Consider the following 16605-nt stretch of genomic DNA (forward strand, 5'->3'; position numbering starts at 1 on the left):
TTTTAAGGAGGATATACAAATGGGAGCAATGGCATTAATCGCAGCAGCAATTGTTGCAGGACTGGGCGCGTTTGGCGCAGGTATTGGTAACGGTATGGTAATCAGCAAAACGGTGGAAGGTATTGCCCGTCAACCGGAAGCAAAATCCACTCTTCAAACAACAATGTTTATCGGTGTAGGTTTGATCGAGGTATTGCCGATCATCGGTGTGGTACTCGCGTTCATGTTCTACGGTATGGCTTAATCAAATTTTAAAGGTTTGGCGGGGAAGGCCATAGCCATCCGCGCCTTCTTTTTAGGTAATGTCCGTTCTAACGGATGACGTTTCAAGGATACCTCCAGGAAGGAGTGAACAGATTGAGTTTCATATGGGAAAATACGCTTCTTGCGATTGTTGCATTTGCAATTTTATATTGGCTGCTTAGCCGTTATGCCTTCGGGCCTTTGTTCTCCATTATGGAAAAACGTCGTGAACTCGTGATGACGCAGATGAATGAGGCTGCACAGACTCGGGAACAGGCCATTGCCTATGTGGAGGAACAAAAACAAGCTCTTGAGCAAGCACGTCAAGATGCTTACGACATCATTGAACAGTCCAAACAAACAGGTGGCAAACAAGCTGAATCGATTTTGGCTGATGCAAAAGCTGAAGCTAATCGTCTGAAAGACGATGCAGTACGCGAAATCGAGAGCGAGAAGAACAAAGCAGTCGCAGCACTTCGCAGCGAACTGGGTACAGCTTCCGTTCAGATTGCATCCAAGTTGATCAAAAAAGAAGTTGAGAACGGTCCTGCACAAGAAGAGCTTGTGAACCAATACCTCAATGAGGTAGGAGGCCGACAATGAGCCGCGATACGATAGTTGCCAAGCGTTATGCGAAAGCATTGTTCGAAGTTGCTCTTCAGCAACAGCAGGTGCTTGAGGTTGAACAGGAACTGGTTGCAGTAGTCAGTGCATTGACCGGAGATGCAGATATCGAGAAGTTTATCGTATCCCCTAACATTTCTGATGAAGCCAAACAGAACGTAATTCACTCAAGTCTTGATGGCAAGGTATCCGATTCAGTCCTTCGTACAGTCTTGTTGTTGATTGAGCGCGGGCGCGTTGAATTGCTGGGAGACTTGCTGAATGATTATCGGAAGATCCAAGGTGAGTCGCTGGGCATCGCTGATGCGCGTGTCTACTCGACTTATGCGTTGAATGATGAAGAAAAAGAAGCGGTAGCCCGTGAATTCGGTGGCCGTGTGAATAAAAAGATTCGTATCGAGAACATTGTTGATCCGACTCTGCTGGGCGGATTGAAAGTCGCCATTGGCGATACGATCTATGACGGCAGCTTGGCTGGCAAGCTCGAACGTCTTGAGCAGTCTTTTAACAGACGAGTACAGTAGATTGGGGTGAGGACACTTGAGTATCAAACCAGAAGAAATCAGTACATTAATTAAGAGCCAAATCGAACAATACAAGACCGATATCGATGTAGTCGAAGTCGGAACGGTAATCGAGGTTGGTGATGGTATCGCTCGTGTTTACGGACTTGAGAACGTCATGTCCAACGAGTTGGTTGAATTCCCAAGCGGTGTTATGGGACTCGCCATGAACGTCGAAGAAAGCAATGTCGGTGTCGTTATCCTGGGACCTTACTACGATATTCGTGAAGGTGACCAAGTGAAACGTACTGGTCAAATCATGCAAGTGCCTGTAGGCGAAGCATTGATTGGACGCGTTGTGAACCCGCTCGGTATTCCTGTAGATGGCAAAGGGCCAATCGCTACAACGGAATTCCGTCCGGTTGAAGGTAAAGCACCAGGCGTAATGGATCGTAAATCGGTTCATGAGCCGATGCAAACAGGGATCAAAGCCATTGATGCAATGGTTCCAATCGGTCGTGGACAACGTGAGTTGATCATCGGTGACCGTCAAACAGGTAAAACATCCATCGCGATTGATGCGATCCTGAACCAAAAAGGTAGCGGCATGAAGTGTATCTATGTGGCTATTGGTCAGAAACAGTCTACGGTTGCTCAAGTTGTGGAAACTCTTCGTCGTAAAGGCGCAATGGAGTACACAATCGTTGTAACTGCAGCAGCTTCCGATCCATCACCACTCTTGTACATCGCACCGTATTCCGGATGTTCGATGGGTGAGTACTTCATGTACAAAGGCGAGCACGTTCTGGTTATCTATGATGACTTGACCAAACAAGCCTCTGCATATCGTGAGCTTTCCTTGTTGCTTCGTCGTCCACCGGGCCGTGAGGCTTATCCGGGTGACGTCTTCTACCTGCACTCCCGTTTGCTGGAGCGTGCTGCGAAGCTGAATGATGAACTGGGTGGTGGTTCTTTAACCGCACTGCCGTTCATTGAAACACAAGCCTCCGACGTATCAGCATACATTCCAACGAACGTAATCTCCATCACGGACGGACAAATCTTCCTGGAAGCTGACTTGTTCAATGCTGGACAACGCCCGGCAATCAACGTAGGTATTTCCGTATCTCGTGTCGGTGGTTCTGCTCAGATCAAAGCGATGAAAAAGGTTGCAGGTTCCCTGCGTCTCGACCTCGCTCAATATCGTGAGCTTCAAGCGTTCTCCCAGTTTGGTTCCGATCTGGACAAAGCGACTCAGGCTCGCCTGAATCGTGGTGCACGTATGATGGAAATCCTGAAGCAAGGTGTAAACCAGCCTCTGGCCGTAGAACAACAGGTGGTCAGCTTGTACACAGCCGTTAAAGGATTCCTGGATGAAATTCCTACAGGTGATGTGACTCGTTTCGAAGGTGAGTTCCTTGCCTTCATGGAGAGCAGTCATCCGGAAATTCTTGCATCCATCCGTGATACTAAAGAATTGACTGCAGACAACGAAAATGCACTGAAAGGTGCAATTGAGAAGTTCAGAAAGAGCTTTGCTGTCTCTGTCTAAATAAATGACTGCAGGTGCGGAGTTGTCTAACCGATTCCGCATGTCTGCATGTAATACTTTGACTCTGTCAAAAAAGATGATGCTTACGATGTAGTTTTGACTTTGTCAAAACTAGTGGTGATGCTTACGAAGTAACTTTGACCCCGTCAAAGTTTTGAGGTGGTGAAATCATGGCAAAAGGCATGCGCGAAATTAAGCGGCAAATTAAAAGCGTACAAAGCACCAAGCAGATCACCAAAGCAATGGAGATGGTAGCTGCTGCAAAACTGCGTAAAGCGCAGGAAAAAGCGGAAGCAGCCCGTCCTTATTCGGAGAAACTGAAAGAAGTTGTAGCTAGTATTGCATCAAGCACGCAAGGTATACAGCATCCGATGCTGGAGAGCCGTCCGGTCAAAAAGACAGCTTACCTGATCATTACATCGGACCGTGGTCTTGCAGGTGGATACAATGCGAACGTTTTGCGTCAGGTTAATCAGACGCTCAAAGAGCGCCACAACTCCCAAGATGACTACGAATTGTTCGTCATTGGACGTAAAGGACGCGATTACTTCAGACGTCGTGAAATGGCGATGGCATCCACAACAACGGATCTGTCGGATTCGCCTTCATTTGCAGATATCAAATCCATCGCACACGAGGCTGTTCATGGGTTTGAACTGGCTGAATTTGATGAATTGTACATTTGTTATAACCGCTTTGTGAATGCGTTGACCCAGATTCCTACGGTAGAAAAACTTCTTCCGATGGAAACACCTGAGGTAACTGCTGCGGAAGGACCAACGGCAAGCTACGAATACGAGCCGTCTGCTGAGGCTGTACTGGAGGTTTTGCTTCCGCGTTACGCGGAAACGCTGATCTATGGTGCGCTTTTGAACGGTAAGGCGAGTGAGCTAGGCGCGAAAATGACGGCGATGGGTAATGCAACCAAAAATGCATCCAAAATGATTAACGAATTGTCATTGACCTATAACCGTGCCCGTCAAGCGGCGATTACGCAGGAGATTACGGAAATTGTGGCAGGTGCCAACGCAGCACAAGGCTAACTGTTTTTATTAATGAAGGCTTGCAGAGCAAAGATAAACGAACGGTACATTATTTTTGCAAAAGTAGCAGGCTTGTAGGAGGGGAACGTTAAGATGAACAAAGGACGCGTTGTGAGCATCATGGGTCCGGTTGTTGACGTCGAGTTTGATCGCGGCGGTCTGCCGGAAATCCTCAATGCCATTACGATCACTACAGTAAGTGAGAGCGGCGTAAGTGTGAACCTTACACTCGAAGCTTCGAGACATCTGGGTGACAACCGAGTACGTTGTATTGCGATGTCCTCCACGGATGGACTTGTTCGTGGTATGGAAGCTTTAGATACAGGAGCACCAATCTCTGTACCCGTCGGAGAAGCAACACTGGGTCGTGTATTTAACGTACTCGGCGAAGCAATTGATACTGGCGGTGCCGTAGCTGCTGAGCACAAGAACCCGATTCACCGTTCAGCACCTGCATTTGATGAACTGACTACCCAAGCAGAAATGCTGGAGACAGGAATCAAAGTTATCGACTTGCTCGCTCCCTACGCTAAAGGTGGTAAAATCGGTCTCTTCGGTGGTGCCGGTGTAGGTAAGACGGTAACCATTCAAGAATTGATCAACAACATCGCACAAGAGCACGGCGGTATCTCCGTATTTGCGGGTGTTGGTGAGCGTACACGTGAAGGTAATGACTTGTATCACGAGATGAGTGATTCCGGCGTTATCAACAAAACAGCAATGGTCTTCGGACAAATGAACGAGCCTCCAGGCGCACGTCTTCGTGTAGCCCTCACAGGTCTGACGATGGCGGAATACTTCCGTGATGAAGAAGGCCGTGACGTGTTGCTCTTTATCGATAATATCTTCCGTTTCACCCAAGCGGGTTCAGAAGTATCTGCCTTGCTTGGACGTATGCCTTCCGCGGTAGGTTACCAACCTACGCTGGCAACAGAAATGGGTCAACTGCAAGAACGTATCACATCAACGAAAAAAGGTTCTGTAACATCCATCCAGGCCATCTACGTGCCTGCGGATGACTACACTGACCCGGCTCCTGCAACGACGTTTGCCCACTTGGATGCAACGACGAACTTGGAGCGTAAAATTTCCGAGATGGGTATCTACCCTGCGGTAGATCCACTGGCTTCCAGCTCCCGGATCTTGTCCCCTGAAGTTGTAGGTGAAGAACACTACAGCGTAGCTCAAGGCGTTAAACGTATCTTGGCACGTTACAATGAATTGCAAGATATCATTGCAATCCTGGGTATGGACGAGTTGAGTGAAGAAGATAGAGCGCTTGTATACCGTGCTCGTAAAATCCAACGTTTCTTGTCCCAGCCTTTCCACGTTGCTGAAGCATTTAACGGTATTCCAGGTAAATACGTTCCGGTTAAAGAAACGGTGCGCAGCTTTAAAGAGATTCTCGAAGGTAAGTATGATGATCTTCCGGAAGCAGCTTTCCTCTTTGTTGGTACAATTGAAGAGGCAGTGGAGAAAGCCAAAACACTGGTTTAGTCTGAATCCAGGATTGTCCTTATGTGGGCTATCCTTCGGATAGTTTCAGGAGGGATGGAATTGAGCACCTTTTTGTTGGAAATCGTAACACCCGAGCGTTTGGTCTATTCAGAACAGGTGAATAGCATTACGGCTCGTGGTATTGAAGGGGAACTGGGCATTCTGCCAGGTCATATTCCTATGGTTACACCTTTGCAGATTGCACCAATCTATATCCATAACGGAAAAGAAAATAAACGAGTTGCTATCGGTGGCGGGTTTATCGAAGTTCGTAAAGATAAGGTTGTTGTACTCGCAGAGAGTGCTGAATTCCCGGAAAGCATTGATGTGGATCGTGCGCGTGCGGCGAAAGAGCGGGCAGAACGTCGGCTTGCAAGCCAAAGCAATCAGGACCACTTTGATCACCGTCGTGCAGAGATTGCGCTGCAAAAAGCGGTTAACCGGATTAATGTGTTCGGCAAATAAACGATTCTTGGAAGCCTGGCGGCTTAGTCTGCCGGGCTTTTTTGAGTTTGTTTAATAGAATTGTTTTATCGAATATATCAAAAGGGCTGACCACAAATCCATCCTATCCCTTCAGTAAACAGAAGTATTTTAAGCAAAATATTCACCGATTATGATTATTTGAATAGAATGTAGGACTAAAGTAGTGGGCGCATTTACCACTAAGAGAACCATTTTTTTCATGAGTAAATTTAAATTATTTCCGAGGAAATGACAGAATCGATATCGAAATAGCGCTCTTTTATGTCGTTTTAGTCACAAAATCCCGGCATTTTAAAATTAAAATATTTTAGAAGTGGAAATCAATGTAATTGACAATGTATGATGAAAGAGCCTATATTCCATAGAGTCAGCAGAAGCAGGAAGCTGCGTAGTAGATTCCATAGTCATGCACAGCCGCATTGTTGCTGCTCGGTGATTGGGCATCAGGAGATTCCTGCCTGGCAGGAGTAAATCTGACAGTACGCTCAGTATGTTGTGCTTAAGACATTCCAGTATACTAACAAGTTATGGGTGCCGGGCATATGATATGCTGATCGCTGCAACAAATGTGGAGGTAAAGAATATATGGATACTGATCTGACGAATCAGGTGAACCAGGCGTTAAGCACCAACGGCTTGGTCTCAATCATCGTCTCCCTGTTATGTATTGCGTTGTCTTGGTGGGCTTTGACAAATCTCAAACTGGATTTAATCATCAGGCAGCCACGAGGTGCCCAGGGAAGACTGTTGCATTTGTTGCTCGCCATCATTTTGGGGCATGCCGTTGCTGGCTTTGTCATTGACTACTTGTCCTGGACTCAAATGTTGCGTAATTTGTTTTAATGTTGAGATGGTTGGTTAATCATCTGTTAGGTTCTTCAAGCTGCTCATTGTCGAATAACATCGATTAATTGTGTTAACAATTAGAGTATGAGTTGTCGGTAAAGAAATTAAGAAAAAAATGTGACGTAAAATTGGATGAATTTGAGATGTTTTATGTAAAAATGCTTGTATCGTACAATTCAACAATGTTATGATGGAAGTTAGGGAATTCACAATTGTTCACTTATTTTGTAGTTATAAACGGGATATCCGGTTCATGCCGGCTAATAACCATCCCACTCTGTCTGTTCTGATGCTCTGCTGGCTTGTAAGACACTGATTTTTACATGCTGAATAGCAAGATGCACGGCACATGGTATCATTGATATGGATTATAAAAACCAATTCTTTTCTGAACAGACATCTGTGGCAATATGCCAGAATATGTCGAAATTCCACACACAGCAACAGTCCTTTCTAGCATAGTGGGGCTTACGTATTCCGGAATGAAGAAAAGGGAATAAAAGCGCGGAGGGAACCATGATGAGCAAATTTATCGTCCGCGGTGGCAAAAGGTTGACCGGAAGTGTCAAAGTTAGCGGCGCTAAAAATTCTGTTCTTCCGATCATCGCTGCCTCTCTCTTAGGGGAAGAAGGACAAAGCGTTATTATTGACGCGCCTCCTCTAGACGATGTGATGACGATTAACAAGGTGTTGGAATCGCTGGGAGCGGGAGTTACATACCGGGACGAAGTGATTACCGTAAATGCGGAGAAACTTACTTCCTATGAAGCCCCGTATGAATGGGTAAGTAAAATGCGGGCGTCTTTCCTGGTCATGGGGCCTTTGTTGACTCGTATGGGTCATACAAGAATCTCACTTCCTGGTGGATGTGCCATCGGTACACGGCCTATTGATCAGCATTTGAAAGGTTTTGAAGCCATGGGCGCAGAGATCAGCTTGGGCCAAGGTTATATCGAAGCTCGTAGCCAAGGTCGGTTGCGTGGCGCGAAAATTTATCTGGATGTGGCTTCCGTAGGTGCCACTCAAAATATTATGATGGCTGCAACATTGGCCGAAGGTGTAACTGTTCTGGAGAACGCGGCAAAAGAACCTGAGATTGTGGATCTTGCCAACTTCCTGAATGGAATGGGTGCCATCGTACGTGGTGCTGGTACTGGAGTGATCCGCATTGAAGGTGTGGAGAAACTGACAGGTGTTACACACACCGTTATTCCGGATCGGGTAGAAGCTGGTACGTATATGGCTGCTGCTGCAATTTCGGGTGGTGACGTGTACATTGAAGGTGCAATCTCTGATCATTTAGGCTCCGTTATCGCGAAGCTTGAAGAGATGGGTGTTACAATCCAACCGGATGAGAATGGCGTGCGTGTAATCGCAGATCGCCCTCTTAAGGCTGTGGATGTAAAAACATTACCATACCCAGGATTCCCGACAGATATGCAATCCCAGATGATGGCACTTTTGCTTGCATCTGAAGGAACAAGTGTCGTGACAGAGACTGTTTTTGAAAACCGATTCATGCATGTGGATGAATTCCAATTGATGAATGCGGAGATCAAAGTTGAAGGACGTTCGTCCATCGTCACAGGTAATGCCAAACTGAAGGGTGCCAAAGTAACGGCTACCGATCTGCGTGCGGGTGCCGCACTCATTATTGCCGGTCTTGTTGCTGAAGGTACAACGGAAGTGGGCGGTGTTCATCACATCGACCGTGGCTATGTACATCTCGCTGAGAAGCTTAACGGACTTGGCGCTGACATCTATCGGATCTCGGTTGATGAGCCTAAGCTGGAAGCAACCAAAGCACCTAGTGAAAAAGTGGAGAAAGAAGTACCGATGTTTAAGGTGCAACCAACTTTGGCTTAACACTGGATTGAATAGAAAAAATATGGTCCCTCTATTATAAGTCACACGGTTGTGTGGATTATGAATGCGATGGAACGTAATTGTCAAAAATGATAAAGCTAAGCCATCTGGCTTGGCTTTTTTTGTGTTTACTTTTAAGAAGACAACGAGATATTTGATACCTGATTCTATTAATAGCTGGTCCTAACTTGTATAGCATAACATCGTATTCTGTATCGATTCTGAACCAAATGAAAGAGCATACTTTATATGGGTGTCGGATCCAGCTAAACACCGGTATACAGCGACAGATCAACGTTTCTAAGATGTACATAGCAAAAGAAAACAAGAAATTGAACAGAACGAAAAGGGCCTCGTTTCTCTCAAATCAGGTTCTATCAGATCAAGCCAGCTCATAACCTAAACTATGGATTTGAACAACACGACCGGCACATGACCGGCCATAGATAACGGAGGGTTATATTCGAATGAAAGAAGCTCGTGTACAGGTAAAGGTACCCCTTGTCCCTCGTCCAGATATGCAAGAGCCGGAGGGAAATACCGTTTCTGGAGTGGAAAAAGACAAGTCTGCCCCATTGAACCTGAGGACTGTTCCATCACAGCCTGCAAGATTATCCAATCCAGGACGGGTGTCGGCAGATGAACTGAACCGAAAGACAACCGAGCATATTCATATACCTGTTATTGAGCTGGACCAGTTCCGCCGAGTGAAGCGTCGCCGAATGCGGACATTTGGACGAAAACCCCGATGGGGACGTAATACGACGCGATGGCAACCTGCTGCCGCTGTATCTGCCTTATTGGCAATGGCGTTACTGATTCCGGTAATTCTGGTATGGCCGCGGACAAGCGAATCACCAAAGCCGATCCCTGCTCCAACAGATTCAAGCAGTACAAGAACCCCAGCTCCTGCGCCAGCCGTTCCTGTTACGTACCCTGAACCTAAAGTGCGCGTATACCTGTCTGCAACGGGCACAACGATGAATCTGCCATTGGAAGACTATGTTACCGGGGTTGTGGCAGCTGAGATGCCAGCGGAATTCAGACTGGAGGCGTTAAAGGCGCAGGCAATAGCAGCTCGTACATTTATCGTGCGTAGGTTAGCTGCGAGTGATACAAGCGGTGTTCCATCAGGTGCGGCGGATGTAACGGATACGGTCAGCCATCAGGTGTTTATTCCGCCAGATCAGGTGAAAGCGGATTGGACGCGTCTAGGGAAGGCGAAGGAATGGGAGAAGCTGCAACAGGCTGTGCGCGAAAGTCGAGATACGGTGATGACATATCAGGGCAAGGCAATCACCGCATCCTTTTTTTCCACAAGTAATGGGTATACCGAGAATGCTGAGGATGTATGGGGGAACGCCGTGCCGTATCTGCAAAGTGTAGACAGTCCGTGGGACAAAAACCTGGCACCAGGATTCAAACAGACCGTCACCATGAAGCGTAATGATATTCTGCAGAAGTTAAACTTGGATGCTATTCCGGTTACCGCCCAGAAGGGTGGATCGTGGATGGAAGTATTGTCTACAACCAAAGGGCATCGGATTAAAGAAATGCAGATCGCAGGTGAAACATTCAGCGGACCCGAGGTGCGTAAGCTGCTTGGATTAAGATCCAGCCAGTTCAGTTGGAAGACCACAGGTGAAGAAATCCAGATTACAACGTACGGTTACGGTCATGGGGTTGGCATGAGCCAATGGGGAGCAAACGGCATGGCGCAGGAGGGACACACGGCCACCCAAATTCTCAAACACTACTATACCGGCATTTCATTCGGACAGGCATCCAAGATGCTTGCATCGAAGTAGGAGAGATGAACACGGATGGATAAAGCGAAATAATTCGAATGAGTAGGAGTATGTGCGAATGTATATGAATAAGAGCAGTTTTGGTTTGGAACTCATCAGGCTTCCTTTCCACCAGTGGGGCGCTAACGAATCTGAGAGATCTTATTGGGCGTTATCACAACGAATGGAAATTCTAACGAATCTCAGACACGTTATATCACGACATACCACCGAACTGATCCGATAATAGCGCCCAAAAGAGTAATTAGCGTGTCTACGGTTCGTTAGAATTCCTAAGCCGCGATTTCCCCGCCCATAAGGCCGTCTGAGTTCGTTAGAAATATTTTATTATTCTAATCACTAACAAAATGGTGGATACTGCCATTCACTACATGCTCATTCGCAATAAGCAAGCCGAACCAGAACCAGAACGTTGAAATCAAGTTTCCAAGCCCTAAGGTTAAAAAATTGATTTATGTTCCCTGTCTACCAAGCAACTTCTAACTATACTGTAACCATTCATGATCCAGTTTCTTTTAAATCAAGATGTTAGATGGAACATTCAGTATTGGCGCGCTTTGTCTATCTCTAATCTCACATCTCACTTTCAAAGAACCTGGGTGGTTTAAATCTGCATTATCCAGTCACATCCTATATCCTTTCTCTCACCGATAAATGCACTTCATAGAAAGATTGACCCCTACAGCCAATCCGGACCAGTCTACCAACACCCATTCCGGAGCTTTCGAGATTTGGCTATATATGCGGAGATTGCTAGCCGTATGGAGAGCGCAGGGGACAGAAAAGACCTGTAGAAACAAAGTGTCCGCCTTTACTACCGGATTTCACCTTTGAAGAAGGTGATAGAAGAAATCTGGTAGTAACCAGCGGTCGAAAGGTTTTCTGGCCCCGAAGCGGCGCACGCACTAACCACTCACCCTTCACATATATAGCACTCTCTGAAACCTCCCTGAAAATAATTAGAGTCGCGCGTGTATAAAAGAGTTGCACCCGGTAACACTTGTTACTGAGGTGATTAACATGAATGAACAAAACAAAAAAACAAACCAAGAAGAAACTCCTAAAACAACTCAAGGAGTACCGGCTAGTCAGCCCTCTTCATGGAAAAGAGCAATGTCCAAACGCTGGGTCTTCCCGGCAGCCTACATCGCAGCAGCAGGCATTATACTAACCTTAGTGTGGGTCTATCAGGGCACAGGCGACAAAACGCTAAACTCGGACCCTGCTAGCGGGGTAGTAGAAACAGGTGCATCGGCGGGTACAGAAGGAACAACAGTAGGTGGAGAAGAAGAAAGTGTGGAAGTTGTTGCAAAGTCGGAGAATTTTGTATGGCCGGTAGCGGTACCGTCCGAAATTTCGGTAGTGAAACCTTTCTATGATAGCGAAGCTTCAACCGAGGAACATGAAGCGGCAATGGTGCAGTACAATGATACATTCATCCCGAACACGGGTGTGGATCTGGCACGTGGGGATAACAAAACGTTTGAAGTCAAAGCAGCACTCGCCGGTAAAGTTACCCGGGTTGAGCAAAATCCGCTCACAGGTCAAGTTGTGGAAATCACACATAGCGATAACCTGAAGACGGTGTACCAAAGCTTGGCAGACGTCAAAGTGAAACAGGACGACGAAGTGAAACAGGGAGATGCGATTGCATCCGCTGGCGTCAATGAATTGGGTAAAACGCTTGGCAACCATCTTCACTTTGAAGTGTACGAAGACGGACAGCCGGTTAACCCTCAAGGATATCTTCCGGAAAAATAAATGAATTTTACCGCAGCAACATGACGGGCAGGGGGTTAAACCTCTGCTCTTTTTGTGCTTTTCAGAAAATAATGGGACCTTCGAAGCTTGTCACACCTCTAAACCGCGAATATATAGGCATGCTCCTCATATAATGTACCAAACTATCCACACAGTAGGGAGGCGGGAGCGTGCACGATTACATCAAGGAACGGACCATCAAAATTGGTCGCTGCATTGTTGAGACGAGGAATACGGTCCGTACCATAGCCAAAGAATTCGGCGTGTCAAAGAGTACTGTGCATAAGGATCTGACGGAGCGTCTGCCGGAAATCAACCCTGATCTTGCTGACCAGGTGAAACACATTTTGGAGTATCACAAGTCGATCCGCCATTTGCGGGGCGGTGAAGCGACCAAAATTAAATACAAAAAAACGAGTGGCAAGAAACGTGAGGTGTTGGCTTCCGCCAAATCGTAAGCATCTTCACAAAGACGTAGGCCAAAAAGCTCACACATGCATTGAATCCCTCCCCTGAAGTATGATATGTTAAATGCTGGTACAGGATCGAATTATGACATCTTATCAGCCCGATTTTTACATATATATGTTGCACTTTGTCGAACGAGCGGTGACGTGATAAGGGACTCTTTTTCACAGGATACGCTGACCAAATAATATCACTTTGGGGGCTCTTTTATGTTTAGCAAGGATATCGGTATTGATCTTGGCACGGCCAACGTGCTTATTCACGTGAAAGGAAGTGGGGTTGTCCTCGATGAACCTTCCGTCGTGACCATTGAAAGAGATACGAAGCGTGTCCTTGCTGTTGGGGAAGAAGCGCGTCGTATGGTGGGGCGTACTCCAGGTAACATTGTTGCCATTAGACCGCTGCGTGACGGCGTTATTGCGGATTTCGAGATTACAGAAGCGATGCTCAGACATTTCATTAATCGTGTGGGTGCAAGAAGCTGGTACAGCCACCCTCGAATTTTGATCTGTGCACCAACGAACATTACTTCCGTGGAGCAGAAGGCCATCCGTGAGGCGGCAGAACGCAGTGGTGCCAAAGAAGTGTTTCTAGAAGAAGAGCCGAAAGCGGCAGCGATCGGTGCGGGAATGGATATTTTTCAGCCGAGCGGCAATATGGTCGTGGATATCGGCGGCGGTACGACTGACGTTGCAGTCCTTTCTATGGGCGACGTGGTCACCGCCTCTTCTATTAAAGTCGCAGGGGACAAGTTCGACGAAGCCATTATCAAGTTTATCAAAGCCAAGTACAAGCTCATGATCGGTGAACGGACCGCTGAAGACATCAAAATTGCGATTGGTACCGTACATCCGGGTGGACATCAAACAGAGATGGACATTCGCGGACGCGATATGGTATCCGGCCTTCCTGTTACCGTAACGATATCGGGAAATGAAGTACAGGAAGCACTTTGGGATTCCGTGCAATCCATCATCGTGGCAGCCAAATCGGTATTGGAACGTACACCGCCTGAATTGTCAGCGGACATTATCGACCGTGGTGTTGTATTGACTGGCGGAGGTGCATTGCTGAACGGACTGGACGAGCTTTTGTCCAATGAATTGCATGTACCGGTATGGGTGGCGGAAGATCCAATGCACTGTGTCGTGAAGGGGACAGGCATAATGCTTAATAATTTGGATCAGGTGGTTAAGAAAAAGTTCTAATCTGCCGATATAAATAGCAAAGGTTCGCCATGCTCGGAAAGCAGAACGGACAAGCAGCCAACCTGTGACAGGTCAAGCGCTTGAGGAGAGGGGTTAATTCATGTTAAGAGGTCTGTACACCGCTACTGCGGGAATGATTACGCAACAACGCCGCCATGACACAGCAACACAGAATATCGTAAATATGAACACCACGGGATATAAACAGGTGAACAGCGTAAGCCGTTCCTTCCCGGAAATGCTCATTACTTTGGTGGGCGGAGATGCAAATCTTCCAACAAAGCGGCTGGGCAAGCTGAACACGGGGGTGTTCGCGGAAGAGAGTTTGTCCATGAATTTGCAGGGGACCATTATGGAGACTGGGCAGAAAAATGATTTTTCCATTTCATCCAATATGACTGTCAATGATCCGCAGACTGGACAACCTGTCCCGTTTGACGCATCAGGCAAATTTGTACGGGCCGACGGCACGGTGACTTACCAGCCTCAGGCGTATTTTACAGTTCAGGATGCAGAAGGTAACACCGGATACACACGCGATGGTCACTTCGAGATCACTGGAACGGGACAATTGCTGAGTTCAACAGGTTCACAAGTGTTGGATAATAATGGACAACCTGTAGTGTTGACAGGTTCTGTGGAGCAATTTAAAGTGGATGAGCAAGGCCGTTTGGTAGATGCAGCAACGGGTGCACCAACAGGGGTTACTCTTGGCATTAGTGTCATTGACCAGCCGAATCAACTGGTTCGTCAAGGTAATGGCAATTTCAGTCTCAGCGATGCAAACGGGGCAACGTCCCGGATGATGGCTGCCGGTGATAATGTGCAGATCCGTCAGGGTTACCTGGAAGGTTCCAATGTTGATGCCTCACAGGCAACGGTTGATATGAACGCTGCATTCCGTGCGTATGAAGCGAACCAGAAGGTCGTACAATTCTACGACCGCAGTCTTGATAAAGCCGTCAATGAAGTCGGGCGTGTATAACGCAGACGTTTAAATATAACCGCGCAGCGGAGAGCCAAACGCCCTTTGCGTAGCAAAGCAGAGAGGCTCACGCGAAGCGCAAGAGCCTAGACGTAGCCGAGCCTATGCGAGGAATGCGTAGCAATACCTGAGCGCAGCGACGGTCTCGACAGCCCTTTGCGAAGCAAAGCAAGGAAGAGACCCCGCGGAGCGCAAGAGCCTAGACGCAGCCGAGCCTATGCGAGGAATGCGTGGCAGTACCTGAGCGCAGCGACGGTCTCGACAGTCCTTTGCGGAGCAAAGCAAGGAAGAGACCCCGCGGAGCTACACGCCGCATAAAGAGCGTGCCCGACTATGATTCAGCCATGTGAAACGATGGCGGGAATCATAGTCGGGCAGTCGCGGCGAACACACACCACCGTCACTTAGCAAGATCGTACCCCACTTACCTAATCCGCCTGTTTCGGGAGTCCAGAGGGCAGCGCCATCTGGGGCCCTCCCTACTAGGGAGGGTTTGGGAGGGTGGACAGGACACAAGGGAGGGTATACCACCAATGAATAATTCCATGATTAGTGCCAAGGTTTCCATGACTGCCATACAGCAACGTCTGGATGTCATTTCCGATAATATTGCCAACGTGAATACGGCAGGCTATAAGAGCAAACAAGCGGCCTTCGAGGATGTGCTAACCCGGGTTCAACAACAACCGGACAAGTACAAACTGGATGGGCGTTCCACACCGATGGGATATAACCTCGGTTTTGGTGCTCGTTTGGCAGATGTAACGAAGGATATGTCTCAAGGCCCCTTGAACGAGACTGGTCTTCCGACCGATCTGGCCATTGAAGGAAATGCGATGTTTGCAGTTGAAGCGAATGGGGAGAAAATGTGGACACGTCAGGGTGCATTTCATTTTGTACCTGATACAAGACCTAAGCCTACTCCGAATTCACCTGATATGATGGTGATGGTCAATGGCGAAGGCCACTTTGCCCTGGATCGTCAAGGCAATCGTATTACGGCACCGAATAATAGCAAAGTTGCTTTTGATGAAAATGGCAACCTGTTAATCCGACGCGGTAATGCGGCAAACGCAACCATTGGAGCACAGCTGCAAGTGGTAGACATTGAACGTCCTGAGGGGCTGGTGCAGTTTGCGGATAACCTGTTTGGTCTGGATGCGGGATTAACCGAAGATGATGTATTTGGCGCTAATGCAGCTACACGTCAAGCAGCGGCCTTGATCCGACCAGGATTTCTGGAGCAATCCAACGTTGATCTGACACAGGAGATGTCTTTGCTTATGCAAGGACAGCGGACATATCAGCTGGCGGCAAAGGCGCTAACTTCAAGTGATTCCATGTTGGGTCTTGCCAACAATATGAGAGCGTAAAAGGTGAATGTGATGACAGAAACACAGCAGCAGAACAGTAAGCCGGAGAAAAAGGAAGTCAAGAAGAAGAAGAGTGGATGGCGCATCGCAAGATGGTTCCTGGTTCCGGTCCTGCTTGTTCTTGCCCTCGCTGGCGGAATGGTAGCTGGATATGTGGTACTGGGCAAACAGGATATCGGTTCCGTATGGCAATGGAGTACATGGGAACATGTATATAATCTGGTATTCGCTCCATAATGTAACGAGTTAAGCGAAAACTCCTGCGCAGGCAGGAGTTTTCTTTTTGACGTTGAAAACAGTATAATGATGGATGACGTTTGACGTCACAAAAGAGGCCTCCCC

At 47.4% G+C, this 16605-nt stretch carries 16 protein-coding genes; all 16 read left to right on the forward strand.

From position 1 onward, the window contains the following. The first annotated feature begins 19 nt into the window (after nucleotides 1-19). Nucleotides 20-244, forward strand: coding sequence for a F0F1 ATP synthase subunit C (gene atpE / locus IFU39_RS22755; RefSeq protein WP_017691934.1), 225 nt, complete (start codon nucleotides 20-22; stop codon nucleotides 242-244). A gap of 113 nt (nucleotides 245-357) precedes the next feature. Continuing rightward, the gene (atpF, locus tag IFU39_RS22760) at nucleotides 358-846 is read left to right on the forward strand and encodes a F0F1 ATP synthase subunit B (RefSeq protein WP_036612568.1); all 489 of its coding nucleotides are present in this window, start codon (nucleotides 358-360) and stop codon (nucleotides 844-846) included. Beyond that, nucleotides 843-1391, forward strand: coding sequence for a F0F1 ATP synthase subunit delta (locus IFU39_RS22765; RefSeq protein ID WP_036612565.1), 549 nt, complete (start codon nucleotides 843-845; stop codon nucleotides 1389-1391). Before atpF ends, IFU39_RS22765 begins: the two co-directional genes overlap by 4 nt. Before the next feature lie 16 nt (nucleotides 1392-1407). After that, nucleotides 1408-2922 (forward strand): F0F1 ATP synthase subunit alpha, encoded by a 1515-nt coding sequence (gene atpA / locus IFU39_RS22770; RefSeq protein ID WP_036612563.1) that lies wholly within the window; start codon nucleotides 1408-1410, stop codon nucleotides 2920-2922. Between the two features lie 170 nt (nucleotides 2923-3092). Next, nucleotides 3093-3965, forward strand: a complete 873-nt coding sequence (atpG, locus tag IFU39_RS22775) for an ATP synthase F1 subunit gamma (protein ID WP_076319219.1) — start codon at nucleotides 3093-3095, stop codon at nucleotides 3963-3965. A 93-nt stretch (nucleotides 3966-4058) separates the two neighbouring features. Continuing rightward, nucleotides 4059-5462 carry a F0F1 ATP synthase subunit beta gene (gene atpD / locus IFU39_RS22780; RefSeq protein WP_036612557.1) on the forward strand — a complete coding sequence of 468 codons (1404 nt, stop codon included), beginning with the start codon at nucleotides 4059-4061 and terminating at the stop codon, nucleotides 5460-5462. A gap of 60 nt (nucleotides 5463-5522) precedes the next feature. Further along, nucleotides 5523-5927: a F0F1 ATP synthase subunit epsilon gene (locus IFU39_RS22785; RefSeq protein WP_036612555.1), complete on the forward strand. Its 405-nt coding sequence runs from the start codon at nucleotides 5523-5525 to the stop codon at nucleotides 5925-5927. Between the two features lie 606 nt (nucleotides 5928-6533). Next, entirely contained in the window at nucleotides 6534-6791 is a 258-nt protein-coding gene (locus tag IFU39_RS22790; RefSeq protein ID WP_017691941.1) for a DUF1146 family protein, read from the forward strand. Nucleotides 6792-7313: 522 nt separating this feature from the next. Beyond that, nucleotides 7314-8660, forward strand: a complete 1347-nt coding sequence (murA, locus tag IFU39_RS22795; protein ID WP_192134991.1) for a UDP-N-acetylglucosamine 1-carboxyvinyltransferase — start codon at nucleotides 7314-7316, stop codon at nucleotides 8658-8660. Between the two features lie 467 nt (nucleotides 8661-9127). After that, entirely contained in the window at nucleotides 9128-10468 is a 1341-nt protein-coding gene (spoIID, locus tag IFU39_RS22800) for a stage II sporulation protein D (protein ID WP_192134993.1), read from the forward strand. 1020 nt (nucleotides 10469-11488) lie between these two features. Then, on the forward strand, nucleotides 11489-12229 hold the full coding sequence (locus tag IFU39_RS22805; RefSeq protein ID WP_192134995.1) for a M23 family metallopeptidase: 741 nt from the start codon (nucleotides 11489-11491) through the stop codon (nucleotides 12227-12229). 170 nt (nucleotides 12230-12399) lie between these two features. Next, complete coding sequence (gene spoIIID / locus IFU39_RS22810) at nucleotides 12400-12687, forward strand: sporulation transcriptional regulator SpoIIID (protein ID WP_024632710.1); 288 nt, start codon at nucleotides 12400-12402, stop codon at nucleotides 12685-12687. 219 nt (nucleotides 12688-12906) lie between these two features. After that, nucleotides 12907-13905 (forward strand): rod shape-determining protein, encoded by a 999-nt coding sequence (mreB, locus tag IFU39_RS22815; protein ID WP_036612542.1) that lies wholly within the window; start codon nucleotides 12907-12909, stop codon nucleotides 13903-13905. A gap of 100 nt (nucleotides 13906-14005) precedes the next feature. Beyond that, nucleotides 14006-14890: a flagellar hook-basal body protein gene (locus IFU39_RS22820; protein WP_076209801.1), complete on the forward strand. Its 885-nt coding sequence runs from the start codon at nucleotides 14006-14008 to the stop codon at nucleotides 14888-14890. 533 nt (nucleotides 14891-15423) lie between these two features. Then, nucleotides 15424-16263: a flagellar hook-basal body protein gene (locus tag IFU39_RS22825; RefSeq protein ID WP_076319216.1), complete on the forward strand. Its 840-nt coding sequence runs from the start codon at nucleotides 15424-15426 to the stop codon at nucleotides 16261-16263. A 12-nt stretch (nucleotides 16264-16275) separates the two neighbouring features. Beyond that, entirely contained in the window at nucleotides 16276-16500 is a 225-nt protein-coding gene (locus tag IFU39_RS22830) for a DNA-directed RNA polymerase subunit beta (protein ID WP_017691949.1), read from the forward strand. Nucleotides 16501-16605: the final 105 nt, after the last annotated feature.

This window comes from Paenibacillus sp. CFBP 13594 (assembly GCF_014842675.1).
Classification (GTDB): domain Bacteria; phylum Bacillota; class Bacilli; order Paenibacillales; family Paenibacillaceae; genus Paenibacillus; species Paenibacillus amylolyticus_B.